Consider the following 15,909-nt stretch of genomic DNA (forward strand, 5'->3'; position numbering starts at 1 on the left):
TCAGTTGGCCGGCATCTGCTGCTGGGCCTTGGTGAGTTCGGCCTTGACGGACTCGTCGGTGACCGGCTTGCCGGCGGCGGCCGCGGCGAGCAGGTTCTTGACGGCGGTGCCGACCAGGGTCTCGAACTGGCTCTCGTTGGCGACCTGCGGGAGCGGCTGGGCGCTGGTGCCGAGGACCTTGGAGAGGGCCTGGAGCTCGGGGGTGGCGAAGGCCGGGTCGCCCTGGGCGTCCTTGACCGGCGGGATGGAGCCGTAGGTCTTGTTGAGCTGGATCTGCTCGTCCTTGCTGGTCATGAACTTCACGAAGTCCAGCGCGCCGTTCAGGTTCTTGGTGTTCTTGAAGACGGCGAGGTTGATGCCGGCGACCATGGAGCTGGTGAGCTTGGTGCCGGAGGCGCCCGCGGGGACGGGGACGGGGGCGACGCCGTAGTCGTCGGGGTTCATGCCGTGCGACTTGAGGTTGGCGCCGGCGGACTGCCACATCATCATGCCGACCTTGCCGGTGGCGAAGTCGGTGACGGTCTGGTTGTTGGCGTACTCGGCGTTGCCCGGGGCGGCGATCTTGTCCTTGGCGATCAGGTCGACGTACTGCTTGATCGCGGCGACGGCCTCGGGGGTGTCGAAGGCGGGCTTGCCGGTGGCGTCGAAGTAGTCGGCGCCGTGCTGCTTGCCGAGGGTGAAGGCGTGGTGGACGTTCTCGGAGACGTTGCCGCCCTCGACGGCGATGCCGAACTTGCCGTCCTTGGTGAGCTTCTGGCCGTCGGCGACCAGCTCGTCCCAGGTGGTCGGCGGGCGCTCGATGCCGGCGGCCTGGAACATCTTCTTGTTGTAGTAGAGGCCGTAGGCCATGGAGTACAGCGGGACGGCGGCCGGGTCCTTGCCGGCGGCGCCGGCGGAGGCGATGGTGGCGGGCAGGAAGCGGTCCTTGCCGCCGATCTTGCCGAAGGCGGCGTCGTCGAAGGGCAGCAGCGCGCCGGTGGCCTGGAGCGAGGCGGACCAGGTGTTGCCGATGTTGAGGACGTCGGGGCCCTGGCCGGAGGTGGTGGCGGCGAGGATGCGGTTGAGCAGGTCGGACCAGGGGATGACCTCGAGCTTGACCTTGATGCCGGTCTGCTGCTCGAACTTTCTGAGCTCGGGCTCCAGGACCTGCTTGTCGTTCTCGAGGCTGGTGCCCTGGTTGCTGGCCCAGTACGTGAGCGTCTTGGGGCTGCTGTTGTCGCCGGAGCCGGAGGTGCTGGAGCCGCCTCCGCAGGCGGTGGCGGTGAGTGCAAGAGTCGCGACGACGGCGGTCGCAGCAGCCAGACGGTTGATACGCATGACCATGCCCCTCTCGGGCGGGTGGATGGCGTGGTGGGGGTGGAAGGGCCCCGGATCGACCTTCCGAGGCTTTCTTCAGGCCGTGATTTAACGTGTGAGAAAAGCTGGCGTCAAGAGGACGGGCAGCGATAGATTCGCTGCAGGAGGGAGTACCGATGGCAGAGCGAGGCAAGCAGACGGTCCGCGACCTGCGGCGCGGCAGCAGATCGACCCTATTGCAACGGTTGTATTTCGAAGGGCCCCTGAGCAGGCAGGAGTTGGGGCAGGTCAGCGGTCTGAGCGCCGGATCGGTCAGCAACGTGGTCGGCGAACTGCTCGCGGACGGGCTGGTCGAGGAGTGCGGCTCGGTCGAGTCGGACGGCGGCCGCCCGCGCATCCTGCTCCAGGTGCCGCCCGCCCGGGCCCACCTGGTCGGCGTGGACGTCGGCGAGACGCAGGTGCGGGTCGCCCTGTTCGACCTCGGGCTGACCGAGCTCGCCGCCAGCGACCACCCGCTCTCGGACTGCGGCCACGACTCCGACCACGTCGTCGAGCTGATCCTCACCGGGCTCGCCGAGGTGCTGGAGTCCACCGGCACCGACCCGGCCACCGTGCTCGGCGTGGGCGTGGGCGTCCCCGGCATCGTCGAGCAGGGCGACCCGGGCACCGACGGCGCGGGCATCGTGGTGCACAGCCAGACCGTGGACTGGGACGCCGTGCCGATCGGCCGGATGCTGCGGGCCGGCACCGACCTGCCGCTGTACGTCGACAACGGCGCCAAGACGCTCGGCCAGGCCGAGATGTGGTTCGGCGCGGGCCGGGGCGCCCGGCACGCGGTGGTCGCACTGTTCGGCTCCGGCGTCGGCGCCTGCGTGATCGCCGAGGGCGCCCGCTTCCGCGGCGCCACCAGCAGCGCCGGCGAGTGGGGCCACACCAAGGTGCACGTCGGCGGGCGGCTGTGCCGCTGCGGCTCGCGCGGCTGCCTGGAGGCCTACGTCGGCGCGGAGGCGCTGGTCGAGCGCTGGGGCCGGGCCCCCGCCGGGTCCAGCGAGAAGGCGGGGCTGGCCGCCCTGCTGGCCGCCGCCGAGGCCGGCGAGGCGGACGCCGTCGAGCTGCTCGCCGAGGCCGCCGAGTACTTCGGCGCGGCCATCGCCGACCTGATCAACCTGTTCAACCCGGAACGGATCGTGATCGGCGGCTGGGCCGGGCTGATGCTCGGGCCGCGCCTGCTGCCCGCGATCCGGGACGCCGCCACCGCGTACGCGCTGCGCTTCCCCCGCGCGCAGACCTCGATCGACCTCGGCCGGCTGGGGCCGGACGCCGTGACCGTCGGCGCCGCGATGCTCGGGCCGCGCCCTGCCGCGATGGACGCCGCCACCGCGTACGCGCTGCGCTTCCCCCGCGCGCAGACCTCGAGTCCGGCGGCGACGCCGTGACCGTCGGCGCCGCGACCCTGCCGCTGTGGCACTTCCTGCAGTCCGGCGGCGAGCTGCCCGCCCGGCTGGCGGCGGCGGCCGACCCTGACCCGCGGCGGGCCGGGAGCCGCCGCCGACGGCACGGGGGCGGCCGGTCGGACGCCCGGGAGACCGCGCGGACCGGGAACGGCCGTACGGACGCGTCCCGTCCCGTGCAGTCCTCCGCGGCCCCGCCCGGCGCTCGGCCGGGGTCTGCCGGTGCAGCCCTGCCGGACCCCTCGCCACCTGCGGAAACCCGCCGCGGCCGACAGCCGGCGACGGGTCAACGACGGCTCCCCACAGGCGTGTTGATCCGTACCGGAACTCCGGTCGAAGGACTTGACACCCGAGATCGAAGCCCCACAGACTCCCTCCGGGGAGCGCTCTCTCGGCTCGGCCGCAACGACCGGCACCGCCCTGCCCCGCAGTTCTCCGGCGCCCCTGCGCCGCGCCGGCCCGCCAGTCGCGGGCCGGTCCCCACGCCGACGCACGACGTCCGCGCCCCCACAAAAACCCCCACCCACCCCACCGCAGGAGAAGCCCGTGAGGCTCACTTCAGCACGCCCCGGCGCCAGAGCCGGCCGCCGCAGCTCCGCCGCCCTGCTCGGCATGGCCCTGCTCTCGGGCGCCGTCCTGGCACTGCCCGGCAGCGCCGCCCACGCCGCGGACACCCTGATCTCCCAGGGCCGGACGGTCACCGCCTCGTCCGTGGAGAACGGCGGCACCCCGGCCGCCTACGCCGTCGACGGCAACACCGGCACCCGCTGGTCCTCCGCCGCCAGCGACCAGCAGTGGATCCAGGTCGACCTCGGCGCCTCGGCGACCATCAGCAAGGTCGTGCTCCAGTGGGAGGCCGCCTACGGCAAGGCCTACCAGATCCAGACCTCCGCCGACGGCGCCACCTGGACGACCGTCCACTCCACCACCACCGGCGCCGGCGGCACCGAGACCCTCAACGTCTCCGGCACCGGCCGCTACGTGCGGATGAACGGCGTCACCCGGGCGACCGGCTACGGCTACTCGCTCTGGGAGTTCCAGGTCTTCGGCTCGTTCGCGGGCACCACCCCGGGCACCTGCGCGACCACCAACGCGGCCCAGGGCAAGGCCACCACCGCCTCCAGCACCGAGAACGCCGGCACCCCGGCCTCGGCCGCCGTCGACGGCAACACCGGCACCCGCTGGTCCTCCGCCGCGAGCGACCCGCAGTGGCTGCAGGTCGACCTCGGCTCCGTCCAGGACATCTGCCAGGTCCAGCTGAACTGGGAGGCCGCGTACGGCAAGGCCTACCAGATCCAGACGTCGAACGACGGCAGCAACTGGACGACGGTCTACTCCACCACCACCGGCGCCGGCGGCAACGAGACCCTGAACGTCACCGGCTCCGGCCGCTACGTGCGGGTCTACGGCACCCAGCGCGGCACCGCCTGGGGCTACTCGCTCTGGGAGTTCGCCGTGCACACCGGCGGCGGCAGCACCGTCCCGCCCGTCCAGGGCGGCGGCGACCTCGGCCCCAACGTGATGGTCTTCGACCCGTCCACGCCGAACATCCAGGCCAAGGTCGACGAGGTCTTCACCAAGCAGGAGTCGAACCAGTTCGGCAACGAGCGGTACGCGCTGCTGTTCAAGCCCGGCACGTACAGCAACATCAACGCCCAGATCGGCTTCTACACCTCGATCCAGGGCCTGGGCCTCAGCCCCGACGACACCACCTTCAACGGCGACGTCACCGTCGACGCCGGCTGGTTCAACGGCAACGCCACCCAGAACTTCTGGCGCTCCGCCGAGAACCTGCACCTCAAGCCGGTCAGCGGCACCGACCGCTGGGCGGTCTCGCAGGCCGCGCCGTTCCGGCGGATGCACGTCGAGGGCGGTCTCAACCTCGCCCCCGACGGCTACGGCTGGGCCTCCGGCGGCTACATCGCCGACTCGAAGATCGACGGCCAGATCGGCAACTACTCGCAGCAGCAGTGGTACACCCGCGACAGCTCGATCGGCGGCTTCTCCAACGGCGTCTGGAACCAGACCTTCTCCGGTGTCCAGGGCGCCCCCGCCCAGGGCTTCCCGAACCCGCCGTACACCACGCTCGACACCACCCCGGTCTCGCAGGAGAAGCCGTTCCTCTACCTGGACGGCAACGACTACAAGGTCTTCGTGCCCGCGAAGCGCACCAACGCCCGCGGCACCTCCTGGGGCAACGGCGCACCGCAGGGCTCCTCGCTGCCGCTGAGCCAGTTCTACGTGGTCAAGCCGGGCGCCACCGCCGCCACCATCAACCAGGCGCTGGCCCAGGGCCTCAACCTGCTCTTCACCCCCGGCGTCTACCACGTCGACCAGACCATCAACATCACCCGCCCGAACACCGTGGTGCTCGGCCTCGGCCTCGCCACCGTCGTCCCGGACAACGGCGTGACCGCGATGAAGGTCGCCGACGTGGACGGCGTCAAGCTGGCCGGCCTGCTGCTGGACGCCGGCACCGTCAACTCCCCCGCCCTGCTGCAGGTCGGCGACGCCGGTCCGGGCGCGAGCCACGCGGCCAACCCGACCGTCGTCCAGGACGTCTTCGTCCGCGTGGGCGGCGCCGGCGCCGGCAAGGCCACCAACGGCATGGTGATCAACAGCAACAACACCGTCGTCGACCACACCTGGATCTGGCGCGCCGACCACGGCGCCGGCGTGGGCTGGGAGACCAACCGCTCCGACTACGGCTTCGTCGTCGGCGGCAACGACGTGCTGGCCACCGGCCTGTTCGTCGAGCACTTCAACAAGTACGACGTCTGGTGGAAGGGCAACGGCGGCCGCACGATCTTCTTCCAGAACGAGAAGGCGTACGACGCCCCCAACCAGGCCGCCGTCCAGAACGGCAACACCCGCGGCTACGCGGCCTACAAGGTCGACGACGCCGTCAACACCCACGAGGGCTGGGGCCTGGGCAGCTACTGCTACTTCAACGTCGACCCGACGATCGTCATGGACCACGGCTTCGAGGTCCCGGTCAAGGCCGGTGTGAAGCTGCACGACATCCTCGTCAACTCCCTCGGCGGCAACGGCCAGTTCGCCCACGTGGTGAACGACACCGGCGCCCCCACCTCCGGCACCTCCACCACCCCGTCCAACGTCGTCTCCTACCCGTGACGGCCTGACCCCCACCCAGTAGGACCGTCACGAAACAGCGGCCGCCGCCCGGTCCACCGGGCGGCGGCCGCGCCCACGGCCGGAGCGGCGGGCTCAGTCCTCGTCGCCCTCCGGGTTGAGGTGCGGGAGGATCCTGTCCAGCCAGTGCGGTGTCCACCAGGCGTGCGGGCCGAGCAGTGTCATCACCGCCGGCACCATGAGCAGCCGGACGATGGTGGCGTCGATCAGCACGCTGACCGCCAGGCCGAGGCCCAGCATCTTCACCACGATGTTGTCGCTCAGGATGAAGGCCGCGAACACGCTCACCATGATCAGTGCGGCGCAGGTGATCACCCGCGCGGTGATCTCCAGCGCGTGGGCCACGCTGTTCTTGGCATCACCGGTGCGCAGCCACATCTCGTGCACCCGGGAGAGCAGGAAGACCTCGTAGTCCATGCTGAGGCCGAAGACGATGGCGAACATCATCATCGGCACATAGCTCTCGATCGGCACGGTGCCCGACACCCCGAGCGCCGGACCGCCCCAGCCCCACTGGAACACGGCCACCACCACGCCGTACGAGGCGGCGATCGACAGCAGGTTCAGCACCGCCGCCTTCACCGCCACCAGCAGGCCGCGGAAGACGATGAGGATGATCAGGAAGGCCAGCCCGACCACCACCGCGATGATCGACAGCAGCCGGCCGGCGACGATGTCGCGGAAGTCGACCTGGGCGGCGGTCGTGCCGGTCACGTAGGTGACCGCCGGGGTGTCCTGGACCGCCTGCGGCAGCGCGTCGTCCTGCAGATGGTTGACCAGCTCGGTGGTCTGCTCGTCCTGCGGGGCCTGCGCCGGGATCACCGTGGAGGTGAGCACGTCGCCGTCGCTGGACGGCTGGAAGGGGCCGATGCTCGCGATGTTCGGGGTGGCGGACAGCGCCTGCTGCACGGAGGTGGTCACCGCCTGCCGGTTCGCCGAGGGCACCGTCGTCTGGTCGATCACCACCGTCAGCGGGCCGTTGGAGCCGGGGCCGAAGGCGTCCGACATCAGGTCGAAGGCCCGCTTGTCGGTGAAGGTCGTCGGGTCGGCGCCGTCGTCGATGTGCCCGAGCTGGATGGAGAACAGCGGGATCGCCAGCACGCACACCGCGATCACACCGGAGATCAGGTACCGCCACGGGTGGCGCTCCACCCGCTGCGCGTACCGGTGCCAGGTGCCGGTGGCCTCCTCGCCGGGCGCGGCGTTGGTCTCGGCGACCGGCGTGCGGACGTGCCAGCGGTCGATCGCCTTGCCGATGATGCCGAGCATCGCCGGCAGCAGGGTGAGCGCGCCCGCCACGGCGGTCACCACGGTGACGCCGGCGGCCAGGCCCAGCTTGGAGATGAAGCTGACCCCGGAGACCGAGAGGCCGGCCAGCGCGATGATGACGGTGCAGCCGGAGACCAGCACCGCACGTCCCGCGGTGGACACCGCCCGCCCGGCCGAGGCCGCCGGTTCCGCGCCGTCCATCAGCCCCTGCCGGTAGCGGGTCAGCAGGAACAGCGCGTAGTCGATGCCGACACCCAGGCCGATCATGGTGGCCAGGGTCGGCGAGACGGTCGCGAAGGTGGTCGCCGCGGCCAGCAGGCCCAGGCAGCCGAGGCCGACGATCACCGCGATCAGCGCGTTGATCAGCGGCAGGCCGGCCGCGATCACGCTGCCGAAGCCGATCAGCAGGACGACGATCGCGACGGCGAAGCCGATCGCCTCGCTGCTGCGGTCGTCCGCCTTGGGCCGGGCCGCCTCGCCCAGCGGCCCGCCGTACTCCACCTGCACCCCGGCCTGGCGCAGCGGCGCCACCGCACCGTCCACCTGGTCCAGGAAGTCGTCGCCGTAGGTACTGGGGTTGGCGTCGAACTTGATGTTGATGAAGCCGGTCAGGCCGTCGGTGGAGAGCGGGCCGTTGGGCGTCTGGGTGGTCGGCTGGCCGGGCTGCGGCAGCGGGTTCTGCACCGACAGCACGTGCGGCAGCTTCCCCAGGTTCGCGACCACCTGGTCGACCTGGTCCGGGAAGCCGGTCAGCGCCTGGTCGTCGTGCAGCACGATCTGCGAGCCGACGCCGCCCGCGGCCGGGTTGTGCGCCCGCAGCACCTCCAGGCCCTTCTGCGCCTGGCTGCTGGAGATGTTGAAGTCGTCGGAGAAGGTGCCGCCGACCGCCCGGTCCACGACCTGGATGCCGGCCAGTGCGACCAGCCACGCCACCAGCACCAGGACGCCGTGCCGGGCACACCACGAACCCAGCCGGTGCAGCGCCCCCGGCCGCACGGCGGCCTTTTCGGCGGTCTTGCTCGGCGGTGGCGGTGGTGGCGGTGGCTGCGGCGCTGACGCCATGCGCCCTCCCGGGGGTCGGGCACGCCGGACGGCGCCGGCGGTGCGAGGGCGATCGGTGTGACGGCTGCTCAGCAGCGTAGGCAGGCGCCGCACAGCGCGGCGGGCCGACACACCGCCCCGTCCCCCGGACGCCGCCAGGCTTGCCCACAAGAGGCACACGGGGTGCCCCCACACGCCCTGGATCGACCCGCTCCGGCTGCCGACGGACCGTCACCGCGGGTGCGTCGCAGGGCGGGCGCAGGTGGCGGGCGGGCCGTCCGTGCACATTCTTGACAGAGCCTGGGGGCGGTCTGAGTGGTTTCTGACAGTCCTCTACGATCAACGCGTGTTGAGCCTGACCGGACTGCCGCTGCGCGTCCTCGCCGTCCTCCTCGCCGCCGGAGCCTTCGCCGCCACCATGTGGCTGTGGCCGAGGCTGGCCGGGCGCGGCTGGAAGTCCTGGCTCGGCCGGCTCGGCGCGTTCTTCGGCACCCAGCTGGCCGTCCTCGCGGCGATCGGCCTGGTCGCCAACGCCTACTTCGGCTTCTACACCACCTGGAGCGACCTGCTCGGCACCGACGGCAAGCAGGGCACGGTCGTCGACCACGAACCCGGCGGCAAGGCCGTCTCGGTGACCGGCCAACAGAAGGTGTACTCCTCGCAGGGGTCCGCCCAGGACCGCTCCGGGGTGATCGAGAAGGTCCGCATCCGCGGCGCCTCCTCCGGCCTGATCGGCACCCCCGCGTACGTGTACCTGCCGCCGCAGTACTTCCAGCCCGAGTACGCGCACAGCCGCTTCCCGATGGCGCTTGTGCTCTCCGGCTACCCCGGCTCCGCCGAGAAGCTCATCTCGCTGCTGGAGTACCCGGACTCCACCCTGAAGGCGATCCAGGCCTCGCAGCTGCCGCCGACCGTGCTGGTGATGATGCGGCCCACACTGGTCGGCAACCGGGACACCGAGTGCATGGACGTCCCCAACGGCCCGCAGGTGGAGACCTTCTTCACCGAGGACCTCCCCAGGGCGATGGCCGGCAGCTACCGGATCCTCGACCGGCCGGACGCCCGCGCCGCGATCGGCGACTCCACCGGCGGCTACTGCGCCCTCAAGTTCGCGCTGCGCAAACCCGAGTCGTACCGCTCGGCGATCTCGCTGTCCGGCTACTACACCGCCCCGGTCGACCCGACCACCGGCGACCTGTTCGGCGGCAGGCCGCGCCTGAAGCAGGAGAACGACCTGCTGTGGCGGCTGCGCACGCAGCCGGGCGTGCCGGTCTCGCTGCTGCTCGCCACCAGCCGCAACGAGCACAACTACGCGGCCACCCAGAAGATGGTCGCCGCGTTCAAGGCGCCCACCGAGGTGTCCACCATCACCCTCGACAGCGGCGGCCACAACTTCCACACCTGGACCCGGGAGATCCCGCCCGCCCTGGAGTGGCTCGGCCGGCGCCTGGCCCCGCCGCAGCCCGCGGGCTGACACACCGACGGGCCGCAGGCCGCATCCGGACGGGTGGAGGGCGGCCGGGCGGGCCGAAGAAGATCACACCGGGCTCATAGGCCGCTCTCATGGAGCTCTCAGCCTGCGCGGCGAGCGTATCGCCCATGACCACGACCCGTCCCGTTCCTCCGACCAGCGAACCGTGGCCCGAGGCTGCGAACTACCCGCCGCCGTCGCCAGCCGGCGATCGGGCCCCGGTCGATCCGCTCTTCCCGCCGGCCGACCCTCCGGCGCCCGGCCCCAAGGGGCCCTCCGGCTGGGGCGACCGGCTGCGGACGCTGCCCGGTCGCGCCTGGCGCGGCCGCCCGGACGACCCGCGGTGGGCCCGGCCGGCGCTGCTGGCCCTGCTGGCCGCCACCGCCGTCCTCTACTTCTGGAACCTGTCCGCCTCCGGCTGGGCGAACTCCTTCTACTCGGCCGCGGTGCAGGCCGGTTCGCAGAGCTGGAAGGCCTTCTTCTACGGCTCCTCCGACGCCGCGAACTTCATCACCGTCGACAAGCCGCCGATGTCGCTGTGGCCGATGGCCCTGTCGGTCCGGATCTTCGGCCTCAGCTCGTGGAGCATCCTCGCGCCGCAGGTGCTGATGGCGGTGGCGACGGTCGCCACGGTGTACGCGGCGGTCCGCCGCCGGTTCTCCGCCCTCGGCGGCCTGGTGGCCGGTGCCGCCCTGGCCCTGACCCCGGTCGCGGCGCTGATGTTCCGCTTCAACAACCCGGACGCGCTGCTGGTGCTGCTGCTCACCCTCGCCGCGTACGGCGTGGTGCGGGCCACCGAGACCGCGAGCACCCGCTGGCTGGTGTTCGCCGGCGTGATGTTCGGCTTCGGCTTCCTCACCAAGACCCTGCAGGCCTTCCTGGTGCTGCCGGCCTTCGCGGTGATCTACCTGGTCACCGCACCGACCGGGCTCGGCCGCCGGGTCCGCCAGCTGCTGTGGGCCGGCCTCGCCATGGTGGTCGCCGGCGGCTGGTGGGTGGCGATCGTGGAGCTCGTCCCGGCCTCCGCCCGCCCCTACATCGGCGGCTCCCAGGACAACGACTTCCTGTCCGTGACCTTCGGCTACAACGGCTTCGGCCGGATCACCGGCGACGAGACCGGCAGCGTCGGCGGCGGCCGCGGCGGCGGCGGCACGGGCGGCGGCATGTGGGGCGAGACCGGCATCACCCGGCTCTTCGACGGCGACATCGGCGGGCAGATCGCCTGGCTGATGCCGGCTGCCCTCGTCCTGCTGGTGTTCGGCCTCTGGGCGACCCGCCGGTACCCGCGCACCGACAGCGCCCGGGTCGGCTTCCTGGTCTGGGGCGGCTGGCTGCTCTGCACCGCCCTGACCTTCAGCTTCATGTCCGGCATCTTCCACCAGTACTACACGGTGGCCCTGGCCCCCGCGGTCGCCGCACTCGTCGGCATGGGCGCGGACGGCCTCTGGCGGGCCCGGCACCGGCTGCCGTACGCGGCACTGCTGGGCGCCGTGGTCGCGGTCACCGCGGTCTGGGCGTACGTGCTGCTCGGCCGCAGTGCCGACTTCCTGCCGTGGCTGAAGTGGGCGGTGCTGGTCGGCGGACTCGCCGCGGCGGTCGCGCTGCCGCTCGCCGGCCGGGTGAGCGGGCGGCTCGGGGCACGGCTGGCCACGGTCGCCGGGCTGGCGGCGCTGGCCGCGGCACTCGGCGGGCCGACCGCCTACGCCCTGCAGACCGTATCCACCGGGCACAGCGGCTCCATCGTCACGGCCGGCCCGCAGGTCCAGGGCGGCGGCTTCGGCGGCCCCGGCGGCGGCCGGTTCCGGGCGGGCGGCGCGCCCGGCGGCACGGGCTTCCCCCCGGGCGTGCAGGGCGGCCAGAACGGCCAGGGCCAGGCGCAGGGCCAGGGCCAGGCGCAGGGTCAGGCCCAGGGCCAGAACGGCTTCCCGGGTGCGAACGGGCAGAACGGCCTCCCGGGCATGAACGGCCAGAACGGCTTCCCCGGCATGAACGGGGCGGGCGGCGAGGGCCGGACCGGGCGCGGCACGGGCGGGCCCGGCGGGATGGGCGGTCTGCTCAACGGCGCCCAGGTCAGCAGCGAGGTCGCCGCCCTGCTCAAGCAGGACGCCGGGAAGTACACCTGGGTCGCGGCCGCCGTCGGCTCGCAGAACCAGGCCAGCTACCAGCTCGCCACCGGTGAGCCGGTGATGGCGCTCGGCGGCTTCAACGGCACCGACCCGTCGCTGACGCTGGCCCGGTTCCAGCAGTACGTGGAGGAGGGCAAGGTGCACTGGTTCATCGGTGGCGGCGGCTTCGGCGGCGGTGGCGGGATGGGCGGCTCCTCCGACTCCTCGGAGATCGCGAGCTGGGTCCAGGAGAACTTCACCGCCAAGACCGTCGGCAGCACCACCCTCTACGACCTGACCGCAGCCAAGTAGCAGGGCCGACCCGAAGGGGCGCGGGGAACTGCGCGCAGCGGAAGAAGCCGACCGGCACCTTCCGACGCGCGCAGTTCCCCGCGCCCCTTCCTCTGCCGGCCCAACCGGTCCGGGTGCGCCCCTGACCACGGCTGGCGACCGAGGTCAGCTGCACTGGGCGAGCATGGCCTGCTTGTCGGCGGGGGTGACCGGGAGGTCGTACTTGAGGGAGACCTGGGCGAAGCGGACGGCGTAGGCGCAGCGGATCTTCGGGTCGGCGGGGAGCCATTCGGCGGGGCCGGAGTCGCCCTTGGCGGAGTTCTGGGAGCCGTCGGCGGGGACGAGGTTGAGGGGGTCGTTGGCGATCCTGACCCGCTTGGCCTTGTCCCACTTGGAGGCGCCCATCTGCCAGTCGTAGGAGAGCGGCATCACATGGTCGATCTGGATCTTCGTGGCCTGGGCCTTCGTCCACTGCACGGTCCTGCCGGTGTACGGGTCGTGGATGGTCATGGCGGTGACGGTGCAGGTGGAGCCGGACTTGTGCTGGACGGAGCGGCCGTCGCGGGCGAGCAGGTCGTTGCGGGTGTCGCAGTCGTTGTGGCCGAGGGCGGTGCCGTCGACGTTGTCCGTCCAGGCGGGGCCGAACTGGTCGCGGTCGTAGCCGGTCCGCGGGCCGGGCCGGGCGGTACGGACCTCGGCGATCAGGTCGTGGCCGGCCTTGCGGTCGGCGGCGGTGGTGAGCGGGGCGAGGCCGGGCCTGGTGCCGTCGGGGTTCTGGAGGGGGCTGGTGCCGAGGGCGGCGGCGCCGTCCGAGGAGGTGCCGGTGGCGCCGGAGGTGCAGGCGGTGAGCAGGAGGGCGGGCAGCAGCAGGGCGGACAGGGCGGTGGTTCGGCGGGCGCGCACGGGTTCTCCCCCGACGGTGTGGCGGTAGCGGCGCACCAGCAGAGCAGGGGCCGTCCCGCCGGGTCAAGCCGCGGGGGTGCGGGGCCGGTCAGCCGCCGATCGCGGACATCGGGCGGTCGGGGCGGACGAAGCCGGCGGTGTCGATGGCGTGGCCGGGGCCCTTGCGGGCGATGGTGGCGCGCCAGGCGGCTTCGATCCGGTCGTCGTCGGCGCCGCCGCGGAGCAGGGCCCGCAGGTCGGACTCCTCGGTGGCGAAGAGGCAGTTGCGGAGCTGGCCGTCGGCGGTGAGCCGGACGCGGTCGCAGCCGCCGCAGAAGGGCCGGGTGACGGAGGCGATGACGCCGACGACGGTGTCGGTGCCGGCGATCCGCCACTCCTCGGCGGGGGCGTTGCCGTGCCGGCCGACGGGGACGAGGTCCCAGCGGCGGCCGAGGGTGGTGAGGATCTCCTCGGCGGTGACCATGCGGTTGCGGTCCCAGGCGCCCTGGGCGTCGAGCGGCATGGACTCGATGAAGCGCATCCGGTAGCCGTGGCCGGCGGCGAAGTCGACGAGGTCGCAGAGTTCGTCGTCGTTGGTGCCGCGGACGGGGACGGCGTTGACCTTGACCGGGTCGAGGCCGGCGGCGCGGGCGGCGGCGAGTCCGTCGAGGACGTCGGGGAGCCGGTCGCGGCGGGTGATCTCGGTGTACCGGTCGCGGCGGAGGGTGTCGAGGGAGACGTTGACCCGGTGCAGGCCGGCGGCCTTGAGGTCGGCGGCGGTGCGGGCGAGGCCGATGCCGTTGGTGGTGAGGGAGAGCTCCGGGCCGCCGTCGGGGCCCGGGATGCCGGCGAGGGCGGCGAGCAGTCCGGGCAGGCCGCGGCGGAGCAGGGGTTCGCCGCCGGTGAGGCGCAGGGTGCGGATACCGAGGCGGTGGACGGCGATCCGGGCGAGGCGGAGGACCTCCTCGTCGGTGAGGAGTTCGGGGCGGGGCAGCCAGTTCAGGCCCTCGGCGGGCATGCAGTAGGTGCAGCGCAGGTTGCAGCGGTCGGTGAGGGAGATCCGCAGGTCGGTGTGGACCCGGCCGTAGCGGTCGACCAGGGGCGCGCGGTGCGGCTGTCCGTTGCCGGGGGCGGTGGTACTGGGTGCCATGGGCCCAGTACAGGCGCCGGACGGGGGGTGCGGCCAGCGGCGGAAGCGCCGGGGCGCGGCGCCGACCCGCGACATCCCCTTGTGGGATCGCACAACTGCCGCGGGTGGCGCGGGGTCGGGAGACTGGGGTCATGACGGATCTTCGGGTGGCCGGCCTGGTGCTGGCGGCGGGGGGCGGGCGGCGGCTGGGCGGGCGGCCGAAGGCGCTGGTGCCGTACCGCGGGCGGCCGTTGCTGGAGCACGCGCTGGGGGTGGTCCGGGCGGGCGGCTGCGGGCCGCTGGTGGCGGTGCTGGGGGCGGCGCGGGAGCGGGTGCGGGCGGAGGCGGAGACGGCCGGCTGCCTGCTGGTCGACAATCCGGCGTGGGAGAGCGGGATGGGCTCGTCGCTGCGGGCGGGTCTGGCGGCGCTGCCGGCGGACGTCTCGGCGGTGCTGGTGATGCTGGTGGACACGCCGGGGGTGACGCCGGAGGCGGTGGCCCGGCTGCTGGCGGCGCACCGGGCCGGCGGCGGGCTGGTGGCGGCGGCGTACGGGGGGCGGCGGGGGCATCCGGTGCTGATCGGTGCGGGGCTGTTCGCGGAGGCGGCGGCCGGTGCCGAGGGGGATGCGGGGGCGCGCGCCCTGCTCGCCGCGCACGCCGGGGAGCTCCTGCTGGTGGAGTGCGGGGACGTGGCGGTGCCGGACGATCTGGACACGCCGGCCGACCTGGCCCGCTGGACGGCCTCGCAGGGGTGAACGTCGCCTCTGCACAAGGCCGTTGGGCCACTCTCGTGCGCTGGTGGCACAGCGGCCCCCGCCGTTCGGAGGGGGCGGCGCCGGGGTCGGGTTGTATGCCCCTTAACTCTCCCTGAGGTTTGCCGTAATCCACTCCGTCACCTGCCCGGATCAGCGAAGATGGGGGTGACCTGCCCAGCCGACACCGAACGGACGGTGCCAGCCATGACCGCAGTGCCGCTGCCCGACGACTTCAGCGACCAGGCGGCCGGTCCCGTCCCGGCCGCGAGCGCCAGCACCATCCGCTGCCCGGCCTGCCGGGCCGAGCACGTGTACGAGGCGCCGAGCCTGCCGTGCCCGTGCGGAGCTCAGTTGCGGGTGCCGCTGCTGCGGGGCGGGGTGCCGGTGCAGGTGCGGTTCCGGTCGTGGGAGGACTCCTGGCTGAGCATGCGCTGTCCGCACTGCGGGCGCAACGACCAGTGGCCGCAGCCGGAGTTCACCTGCAACTGCGGGGCGACGGTGCGGCTCCCGGTGGACCGGGCGCCGCGGCTGCCGGCGGCGGGTCCGAGCGGGCGGCCCGCCGGTGCGCGGCCGTACACGACGGCGGTGCCGCCGGAGCCGGTGGCACCGCAGCCGGGCCGGCACCGGCTGATGCGGCCGCCGTTCCGCCCGCAGCCGGTGCGCACCTCGCAGGACGCGGTGCTGGCGGCGGCGCGCTACCTGCAGTGGCTGGGCTTCGAGGACCTGGAGCTGACGGAGGGGCAGGACCGCGAGGCGGTGACACTGCTCGGCACCCGGATGGTGGCGCAGGTGGACACCTGGTCCGAGCCGGCGGACGTGAAGGCCGTGGAGTGCCTGTGGATGCAGACGCTGCACAGCGAGGAGATGGCGGCCGCGATGTTCACGCTGGCCGGGTTCTCGCACCAGGCGGTGGTGCGCGGCGAACAGCTGCTGGTGGCGCTGTTCACGGTGGACGCGGCGGGCATCCCGCAACCGGCGAACGGCGCGGCGGAGGCCCTGATGGAGACCGGCTGGACGTCCTGATCCACCGTCGGGCGGAGGGCGGCCCTCCGCAATCAGTGCCGCT

Annotated in this window: 10 protein-coding genes; 6 read left to right on the forward strand and 4 right to left on the reverse strand. The window is 72.9% G+C overall.

The features are described from left to right. Entirely contained in the window at positions 1–1,317 is a 1,317-nt protein-coding gene (locus ACQ614_RS08975; RefSeq protein ID WP_431677894.1) for an ABC transporter substrate-binding protein, read from the reverse strand. A gap of 155 nt (positions 1,318–1,472) precedes the next feature. Here ACQ614_RS08975 and ACQ614_RS08980 point away from each other — a divergent pair, with 155 nt between their 5' ends. Together ACQ614_RS08980 and ACQ614_RS08985 are read left to right on the forward strand one after the other, a co-directional pair. Next, on the forward strand, positions 1,473–2,732 hold the full coding sequence (locus tag ACQ614_RS08980; protein WP_431677895.1) for an ROK family transcriptional regulator: 1,260 nt from the start codon (positions 1,473–1,475) through the stop codon (positions 2,730–2,732). 627 nt (positions 2,733–3,359) lie between these two features. Then, positions 3,360–5,882, forward strand: a complete 2,523-nt coding sequence (locus tag ACQ614_RS08985) for a discoidin domain-containing protein (RefSeq protein WP_431683868.1) — start codon at positions 3,360–3,362, stop codon at positions 5,880–5,882. 93 nt (positions 5,883–5,975) lie between these two features. Here the strand turns inward: ACQ614_RS08985 and ACQ614_RS08990 are convergent, their stop codons facing one another. Continuing rightward, positions 5,976–8,231 carry an MMPL family transporter gene (locus tag ACQ614_RS08990; protein ID WP_431677897.1) on the reverse strand — a complete coding sequence of 752 codons (2,256 nt, stop codon included), beginning with the start codon at positions 8,229–8,231 and terminating at the stop codon, positions 5,976–5,978. Positions 8,232–8,556: 325 nt separating this feature from the next. On the opposite strand from ACQ614_RS08990, the gene ACQ614_RS08995 reads away from it, so the two are divergent. After that, positions 8,557–9,684, forward strand: coding sequence for an alpha/beta hydrolase (locus tag ACQ614_RS08995; RefSeq protein WP_431677898.1), 1,128 nt, complete (start codon positions 8,557–8,559; stop codon positions 9,682–9,684). 125 nt (positions 9,685–9,809) lie between these two features. Then, positions 9,810–12,098, forward strand: a complete 2,289-nt coding sequence (locus ACQ614_RS09000) for an ArnT family glycosyltransferase (RefSeq protein WP_431677900.1) — start codon at positions 9,810–9,812, stop codon at positions 12,096–12,098. A gap of 144 nt (positions 12,099–12,242) precedes the next feature. Here ACQ614_RS09000 and ACQ614_RS09005 read toward each other — a convergent pair whose 3' ends face one another. Further along, complete coding sequence (locus tag ACQ614_RS09005) at positions 12,243–12,980, reverse strand: HNH endonuclease family protein (RefSeq protein WP_431677901.1); 738 nt, start codon at positions 12,978–12,980, stop codon at positions 12,243–12,245. An 88-nt stretch (positions 12,981–13,068) separates the two neighbouring features. Continuing rightward, positions 13,069–14,109, reverse strand: a complete 1,041-nt coding sequence (gene moaA / locus ACQ614_RS09010; RefSeq protein WP_431677902.1) for a GTP 3',8-cyclase MoaA — start codon at positions 14,107–14,109, stop codon at positions 13,069–13,071. A 131-nt stretch (positions 14,110–14,240) separates the two neighbouring features. Between moaA and ACQ614_RS09015 the strand changes: the two genes are divergently transcribed. Both ACQ614_RS09015 and ACQ614_RS09020 read left to right on the forward strand, forming a co-directional pair. After that, a complete protein-coding gene (locus ACQ614_RS09015) occupies positions 14,241–14,843 on the forward strand; it encodes a nucleotidyltransferase family protein (protein ID WP_431677904.1) in 603 nt (200 codons plus the stop codon). Positions 14,844–15,047: 204 nt separating this feature from the next. Beyond that, positions 15,048–15,866, forward strand: a complete 819-nt coding sequence (locus ACQ614_RS09020; protein WP_431677906.1) for a hypothetical protein — start codon at positions 15,048–15,050, stop codon at positions 15,864–15,866. Positions 15,867–15,909 lie beyond the last annotated feature (43 nt).

Source organism: Kitasatospora dryopteridis (genome assembly GCF_050749075.1).
GTDB lineage: Bacteria > Actinomycetota > Actinomycetes > Streptomycetales > Streptomycetaceae > Kitasatospora.

What these genes read in the sequence shown, in the direction of transcription:
- ACQ614_RS09020 (WP_431677906.1), top strand. Translation starts at nt 15,048, where the DNA reads ATGACCGCAGTGCCGCTGCCCGACGACTTCAGCGACCAGGCGGCCGGT.
- moaA (WP_431677902.1), bottom strand. Translation starts at nt 14,109, where the DNA reads ATGGCACCCAGTACCACCGCCCCCGGCAACGGACAGCCGCACCGCGCG.
- ACQ614_RS08975 (WP_431677894.1), bottom strand. Translation starts at nt 1,317, where the DNA reads ATGCGTATCAACCGTCTGGCTGCTGCGACCGCCGTCGTCGCGACTCTT.
- ACQ614_RS08990 (WP_431677897.1), bottom strand. Translation starts at nt 8,231, where the DNA reads ATGGCGTCAGCGCCGCAGCCACCGCCACCACCGCCACCGCCGAGCAAG.
- ACQ614_RS09000 (WP_431677900.1), top strand. Translation starts at nt 9,810, where the DNA reads ATGACCACGACCCGTCCCGTTCCTCCGACCAGCGAACCGTGGCCCGAG.
- ACQ614_RS08980 (WP_431677895.1), top strand. Translation starts at nt 1,473, where the DNA reads ATGGCAGAGCGAGGCAAGCAGACGGTCCGCGACCTGCGGCGCGGCAGC.
- ACQ614_RS09015 (WP_431677904.1), top strand. Translation starts at nt 14,241, where the DNA reads ATGACGGATCTTCGGGTGGCCGGCCTGGTGCTGGCGGCGGGGGGCGGG.
- ACQ614_RS08985 (WP_431683868.1), top strand. Translation starts at nt 3,360, where the DNA reads ATGGCCCTGCTCTCGGGCGCCGTCCTGGCACTGCCCGGCAGCGCCGCC.